This window comes from Corallococcus sp. AB030, assembly GCF_003668965.1.
GTDB lineage: Bacteria > Myxococcota > Myxococcia > Myxococcales > Myxococcaceae > Corallococcus > Corallococcus exiguus.
This window is the reverse complement of the sequence record NZ_RAWQ01000535.1, coordinates 1-388: the sequence shown is the minus strand read 5'-3', so window position 1 is coordinate 388 and position 388 is coordinate 1. Positions and strand designations below refer to the sequence as shown.

Sequence of the window (388 nt, the reverse complement as noted above, 5' to 3'; positions counted from 1 at the left end):
GGCTATGTAGGGACGGGGATGCTGCACGCGGCGGTGGCGGGGGATGTGTTCACGTCGCCCAGCACGGACGCGGTACTGGCGGCGATCCGAGCGGTGGCGGGGACGGCGGGGGCGCTGCTCATCGTGAAGAACTACACGGGGGACCGGCTCAACTTCGGGCTCGCGGCGGAGCTGGCGCGGGCGGAGGGGATTCCGACGGAAGTGGTGGTCGTGGCGGACGACGTGGCTCTGCGGGACACGGTGGAGCCCGAGCGGCGCCGGGGCATTGCTGGCGTGGTGCTGGTGCACAAGGTGGCGGGGGCGGCGGCGGCGGCGGGAGCGTCGCTGGCGGAGGTGGCGCGCGAGGCCTCCGAAGCGGCTGCGGCGCTGGGCAGCATGGGCGTGGCGC

At 74.7% G+C, this 388-nt stretch carries 1 protein-coding gene; it reads left to right on the top strand.

The genetic code is table 11. From position 1 onward, the window contains the following. On the top strand, positions 1 to 388 hold a 388-nt coding region (locus D7Y15_RS43950; protein WP_148713066.1), incomplete at both ends, for a dihydroxyacetone kinase subunit DhaK.